The following is a 5,763-nucleotide window of genomic DNA, read 5'->3' on the forward strand; positions in this document are numbered from 1 at the left end:
ACGACCAGCGGCGTGATGATGCCTGCGAGGTTGGCGGCCAGGTTGAAGATGCCGCCCGTCAGGCCGAGCATGCCGGCCGGCGCGATATCCGACACCAGCGTCCAGCCCAGCGCGGCCATGCCCTGGGCGAAGAACGCCACGGACAGGATGGCGATCACGGCCACGTTGCTCTCGACGAAGTTGGCGAGAATGATGCTCGACGCCAGCAGCAGCCCGGCGATGATCGGCAGCTTGCGCGCCACGTTGGCGGAGACGCCGCGACGCAGCATCCAGTCCGAGAACGTGCCGCCGAACATCACACCCACCGACGCGGCGATAAACGGCATGATCGCGAAGAAGCCGATCTTGAGCCAGCCCATGTGGCGCTCGGTGGCCAGATAGGTCGGGAACCACGTCAGGAAGAACACCAGCGTCGAATTACCGGCGAACTGGCCGAGGCAAATCCCCGCGAGCTGGCGCTTGCGCAGCAGCTTGCCGGCCATGCGCCAGTCGAAACCGCCTTTCTTGTCCGTCGCCTGGGTGCCATCCTGTGCGGCCGCTTCCACCTTGCGTTCGTGCTTCGCCAGGCCCCCGCCCGCCTCGATATAGTCGAGTTCCGCGCGGTTGGCCGCCGGGTGATCGTGCGGCTCGCGGTAGAACGCCCACCAGATCAAGCCGAACACGATGCCCACGCCGCCCACCACGTAAAACAGCGAGCGCCAGCCGTACGCACCCATCAGCGCGAACAGGAACGGGCTGAAAAACGCCAGACCGATGTACTCGCCCACCGTGTAGGTGCCGGTCGCGAAGGCACGTTCGTGCTGCGGGAACCAGGTCGCCACCACACGGCTATTGGTCGGGAAGCACGGCGATTCGGCGGCGCCCAGCCCCAGACGGCAGGCAAACAACGCACCCACGCTACCGACGAAGCCCTGCACCAGCGTGCAGAGCGACCAGAGCGTCATCGACAGGAAATAGGTGAGCTTGCTGCCGAAGCGGTCGAGAAACACGCCGCCCGGAATCTGCGCGACCACATAACTCCACGAAAACGCGGAGAACACCACCCCCATGAGCGCCGCGTTGATACCGAGCTCCTTCGTCAGCTGCGGCGCCGCGATGCCGAGCACCGTGCGGTCGAGGTAGTTGATCATCGTGCCGATCGCGAGCAATCCGAGGATGCGGTAACGCGCTTTCGTGCGGCGCAGCGCGCCCTGTGCAGGTGCGGCAGCGACGCCAGGCGCGTCGCGCCCCGTGGATACGGGTGGTGCCATTTCTGTCTCCTGATCCTGTTTGCCCTTGAAAGGCTCGTTGTGGTCTTTGTGCTTCTATCTGTGCGTTTCTGTTATTGGCCCGCGTCCTGCGCCAACATCGCCTGCAAATGCGCGTACATGCGCTCTGCGTCGGGCTCGAGGCCCGTGAACAGCCGGAACGCGTCCACCGCCTGATACACCGCCATGCCGCCGCCGCTCAACGTACGGCAGCCGCGTGCCTCGGCGGCTTCGAGCAGCGCCGTGCGGATCGGGAAATAGACGATATCGGCGACCCACAGACCCGCGTGCAGATACTCGGCGGGCAGCGGCAGGCCGGGCAGCTTGGCCATGCCGGTAGGCGTGCAGTGAATCAGGCCCGTCGCGCTGGCCAGCGTCGCTTCAAGCGTTGCGCTCGTGCCCGCGCTCACGCGCGCAGCCGGGAAACGCGCCTGCAATTCGGCGGCGAGCGTGGCCGCGCGATCGGCATCGACATCGAATAGCGTGAGCGCACGGGCGCCCATCTGCAGTGCTGCATGCGCGACCGCCGCGCCGGCGCCGCCCGCGCCCAGTTGCACAACCGCTTCGAGCGACACGTCGGGCAGACCGCGCTTGAACGCCGTCGCAAAGCCCGACCAGTCGGTGTTGTGACCGATGCGCTTGCCGTCGCGGAACAGCACCGTATTGACGGCGCCGAGCGCGCGTGCATCGTCCGAAAGCTCGTCGAGCAGCGGAATCACAGCCTGCTTGCAGGGATACGTGATATTCAGGCCGTCGAAGCCCGCGCGCTGCGCCGTGAGCAGCAGCTCCGGCAGATTGTCGATCGTGAGACCGAGCGGATCGAGATCGAGACGTCGATACACATAGTTGTAGCCCAGCTCGCGCCCTTCTTTCTCATGCATCGCGGGCGTGAGCGAACCGGCAATGCCCTTGCCGATCAGGCCGCACAGGAACGAGCGCGGCTTGAGGCTGTTGTTCTGTGCACTCATTGCGCCCCCTTCTGTGCCGTTGCGGCTTGCGTGTTGACTTGAGCCGAAAGCAGCGTCGCCATGCGCTCGAGCGCTAGCACATAACCCTGCGTGCCGCAGCCGACGATGATCCCCGACGCCACCGCCGAGACAAACGAGTGGTGCCGGAACGCTTCGCGCTGATGCACGTTGGAAATATGCACCTCGATCACGGGCTTGGCGACGGCGGTAAGCGCGTCGGCCAGCGCGACCGAAGTGTGCGTGTAGGCAGCGGGATTGATGACGATGCCCGCCACTTGCGTGCGCGTCTCGTGCAGCCAGTCGATCAGTTGATGCTCGGCGTTCGATTGACGAAAGTCGATCGAAAGATTCAGACGCTCGCCGGCTTCGCGGCAGCGCTGCGCCACGTCGTCCAGCGTTTCGGACCCATAGACCGCGGGTTCCCGCGTTCCCAGCAGATTCAGATTCGGTCCATTGAGGACCAGTACCGACGGCAATTGCATTACACGCTCCACTACGACGTCTCGACAGGCGCGGTCTTTGCGCACATTCGCTCTGCATGCATTCATGCTTGCGGCCAATGGGCACACCCGACGCATGGCCGCCAGTGTGCCGCGCGCGCGCCCTCAGGTCACCCTGGGGTTTCCGAGAATTTGTACTAACTAGTTAGTTTGGCTATTCTTGCGACAATCCTGCGGTGCGGGCCGCCCCTGGTCCTGATCGCGGGTTCTATGCTTAACGTTATTGCCGCCGCAGCGCCACGCCATGATCCAGACGCCCCAAGCTTCAGCCGCCTCCGCTCTTTCCCCTCTGTGCCGCTCGATCGCGACCGTGTCGATCAGCGGCACGCTCGCGGAAAAGCTCGCCGCGATCAGCGCCGCCGGCTTCACGGGCGTCGAGATCTTTGAAAACGACCTGCTCTATTTCGAAGGCTCGCCCGCCGACGTGCGCCGCATGGCCGCCGATCATGGCCTTGCGATCGTGCTCTATCAGCCGTTCCGCGATTTCGAGGGCGTGAGCGCCGAGCGCCTCGCGCGCAATGTGGAACGCGTCAAGCGCAAATTCGACGTGATGCACGAACTGGGCGCCGATCGCCTGCTGGTGTGCAGCAGCGTCGCCCCCGATGCGATCGACGACGATGCGCTCGCCATCGACCAGCTTGGCCGTCTCGCGCAAGTGGCCGCCGAAGCGGGCGTTGTGACCTGCTACGAGGCACTGGCCTGGGGTCGCAACGTGCGGACTTATCGCCATGCCTGGAAGCTGGTGGACGCCGTGAATCATCCCAATCTCACGCTCGCGCTGGACAGCTTCCATACGCTTTCGCTCGACGATACGCCTGATGCGATTGCGTCGATTCCGGGCGATCGCATCGGTTTCGTGCAAATCGCCGATGCACCGAAGATGCAGATGGACGTGCTCGAATGGAGCCGTCATTACCGCTGCTTCCCCGGTCAAGGCGACTTCGCGCTGGCCGATTTCACCGCGCAGGTGGTGAAAAGCGGCTATCAGGGCCCGCTTTCGCTGGAAATCTTCAATGACGGCTTCCGTGGCGCGCCAACGGCGGCAACCGCAGCGGACGGCCATCGCTCGCTGCTGCTGCTCGAAGCCCTCACGCACGAAGAACTGGCAAAGAATCACGAGAAGGCCGACGGCGCGACGCTCTACACGCCGCCCGCCGCGCCCGCGCATACGCAGTGGCAATTCCTCGAATTCGCGGTCAATGGCGACGCGCGCGAACACGTGGCGGGTCTGCTCGACAAGCTGCATTTCCGCCGCGCCGGCCAGCATCGTTCGAAGGATGTGACGCTTTATCAGCACGGCTCGGCCGCCATCGTGCTGAACGCCGAACCCGATTCGTTCGCCGATGCGTTTTTCCAGCGCCATGGTCTGTCGCTGTGCGCCTCAGCGCTGCGCGTGGACGACGCGCGCCTCGCGCTCGAACGGGCGGCGGGCTTTGGCTATCAGCCGTTCTCGGGCCGGGTGGGTCCGAACGAGCGCGTGGTGCCCGCCGTTCAGGCGCCGGACGGCAGTCTTAACTACTTCGTTAACGAAGAGCCGGGCAAGCCGACGCTGTTCGAAGCCGACTTCGTACTCACCGATGTGGACGGTCCCACCGAAGTCGGCCCGATCACGGGCATCGATCACGTGAGTCTTTCGCTGCCGGCTGGTTCGTTCGATTCGTGGGTGCTGTTCCTGAAGTCGGTGTTCGGCCTGCAGGCGAGCGCCGCCGTGCTGGTGCCCGATCCGTATGGGCTCGTGCGCAGCCGTGCGCTGTTCAGCGCCGATCGCGGCCTGCGCGTGGTGCTCAACGCCTCGGTCGACCAGCACACCGCTGCTGCGGAAACCGTGCGCGCCTATCACGGCACGGGCCTGAATCACGTGGCCTTCAGTACCGGCGATATCTTCCGCGCCGTGACCGAATTCGAAGCCGCGGGCGTACCGCTGCTGCGCGTGCCCGCCAATTACTACGACGATCTGGAAGCGCGTTTTGCCATGCCCGCCGATTTCCTCGACGCGCTGCGCCAGCACAACCTGCTCTACGATCGCGATGAAAAAGGCGGCGAATTCCTGCATGCCTATACCGAAACGCTCGACCAGCGCTTCTTTGTCGAGCTGGTCGAACGGCGCGGCGGTTACGACGGCTACGGTGCGCCGAATGCGGCCGTGCGGCTGGCCGCTCAGGCTCGCCAGCGTGCGCGGACGGCGCGCGAACAGGCCGAATAAACCCAATCCGCCAGATCAGCACATGCACTACGAGCCCTCACGATAAGAAGGTCACGCCAGACCTGATTAAAAAAACCTGAGACCCGGCGCCGCGCAGGCGGCCCACCCCGCACATTCTGGTGCGGTTCGATTCAAAACAATAAGTAATCCTGCCTTTTATTGGAGACGCAAACGATGAAGAAGACTGGCTTCGGCCCCGGCATTTTCGTGGCGGCGGGCGCCGCGCTGATCGCTAACCCGGCATTTTCGCAGAGCAGCGTGACGCTCTACGGCGCGGTCGACGACGCGATCACCTACGTCAACAACCAGAATGGTCACTCGAACGTCTACCTGCGCCAGGGTAACGTCTATGCCTCGAAATTCGGTTTGCTCGGCAAGGAAGATCTCGGCGGCGGCACCTACGCGATCTTCGACCTGCAGAACGGCTTCGATCCCAACAGCGGTGCGCTGCAGTCGGCCGGCCTGCTGTTCAACCGTCAGGCTTACGTTGGCCTGAAGAACAACCAGGCGGGCACCTTCACGTTGGGCCGCCAGTACACGCCCTACTACCAGTTCGTCGGCCCGCTCACGGGCAGCAACTGGCTCACCGGCGCAACCGGCGCGCACCCCGGCGATATCGACGGACTCGACACCACGGTGCGCATCAACAACTCAGCGATCTACACCTCGCCGACGTGGTACGGCCTGCAGGCGAGCGCAATGTACGCGTTCGGCGGCATCGCGGGCAGCACGGGCAAGGGCCAGACCTGGAGCGCCGCGCTGCGCTACAACAACGGCCCGATTTCGCTCGCCGCCGCGATTCTGCGCATGGATAACGCCGCGCTCACGAGCGGTTTCGATACGTC

The 5,763-nt window shown here is 64.5% G+C and carries 5 protein-coding genes; 2 read left to right on the plus strand and 3 right to left on the minus strand.

The annotated features are described in order from the left end of the window. From VG320_RS12725 to aroQ, 3 genes are all read right to left on the minus strand, one after another. A partial coding sequence (locus VG320_RS12725) for an MFS transporter (protein ID WP_327200465.1) occupies positions 1 to 1,250 on the minus strand: 1,250 nt, incomplete at its 3' end. Positions 1,251 to 1,321: 71 nt separating this feature from the next. Next, positions 1,322 to 2,215 carry a shikimate dehydrogenase gene (locus VG320_RS12730; RefSeq protein ID WP_327200466.1) on the minus strand — a complete coding sequence of 298 codons (894 nt, stop codon included), beginning with the start codon at positions 2,213 to 2,215 and terminating at the stop codon, positions 1,322 to 1,324. Beyond that, complete coding sequence (aroQ, locus tag VG320_RS12735) at positions 2,212 to 2,697, minus strand: type II 3-dehydroquinate dehydratase (protein WP_327200467.1); 486 nt, start codon at positions 2,695 to 2,697, stop codon at positions 2,212 to 2,214. Before aroQ ends, VG320_RS12730 begins: the two co-directional genes overlap by 4 nt. A 307-nt stretch (positions 2,698 to 3,004) precedes the next feature. On the opposite strand from aroQ, the gene VG320_RS12740 reads away from it, so the two are divergent. Continuing rightward, positions 3,005 to 4,918 carry a bifunctional sugar phosphate isomerase/epimerase/4-hydroxyphenylpyruvate dioxygenase family protein gene (locus VG320_RS12740; RefSeq protein WP_327200469.1) on the plus strand — a complete coding sequence of 638 codons (1,914 nt, stop codon included), beginning with the start codon at positions 3,005 to 3,007 and terminating at the stop codon, positions 4,916 to 4,918. 174 nt (positions 4,919 to 5,092) lie between these two features. Then, the coding region (locus VG320_RS12745; RefSeq protein ID WP_327200468.1) for a porin at positions 5,093 to 5,763 on the plus strand (671 nt) is incomplete at its 3' end.

Source organism: Paraburkholderia sp. (genome assembly GCF_035948235.1).
Lineage (GTDB): Bacteria > Pseudomonadota > Gammaproteobacteria > Burkholderiales > Burkholderiaceae > Paraburkholderia.

Coding starts and splice junctions, on each gene's coding strand:
- VG320_RS12730 (WP_327200466.1), bottom strand. CDS start 2,215: ATGAGTGCACAGAACAACAGCCTCAAGCCGCGCTCGTTCCTGTGCGGC.
- aroQ (WP_327200467.1), bottom strand. CDS start 2,697: ATGCAATTGCCGTCGGTACTGGTCCTCAATGGACCGAATCTGAATCTG.